General features: G+C 74.5%; 1 protein-coding gene. It reads left to right on the top strand.

Annotation, left to right across the window (positions count from 1 at the left end):
* Positions 1 to 353, top strand: a 353-nt coding sequence (locus tag GJ695_RS29455) for an Hpt domain-containing protein (protein WP_166455430.1), incomplete at both ends; no start/stop codon positions are given.

Below are 353 nucleotides of genomic sequence, written 5' to 3'. Positions count from 1 at the left end.
CCTGGAGCTGGCGGCGGCGCTGCAACGGCTGGGCGGCAACGCCGGCCTGCTGCAGCGCTTGCTCACGCGCTTCGCCGAGACGCAGGGCGACGCCATGGCGCGCATTGCCGCCGCCATCGACAGCAACGACCTGAGTGCGGCGACACGGGAGGCGCATACGCTCAAGGGGCTGGCCAGCAATATCGGCGCCGTCACGCTCGCCAACGCGGCGGCGGCGCTTGAACAATTGCTGGCCGCCGGCAACCGCGGCGGTTGCAGCGACGCGCTGGCCGACCTGTCCGCCGAACTGGCCGAATTGCTCGCGCACCTGGCCTCCGCGCCGGGCGCCGCGCCGCCGGCCGCCGTCGCCGACC

Source organism: Duganella alba (assembly GCF_009674495.1).
In the GTDB taxonomy this organism is placed as follows: domain Bacteria; phylum Pseudomonadota; class Gammaproteobacteria; order Burkholderiales; family Burkholderiaceae_D; genus Rugamonas; species Rugamonas alba.
The sequence above is the reverse complement of the archived record's forward strand: the minus strand, read 5'-3'. Positions and strand labels throughout refer to the sequence as shown.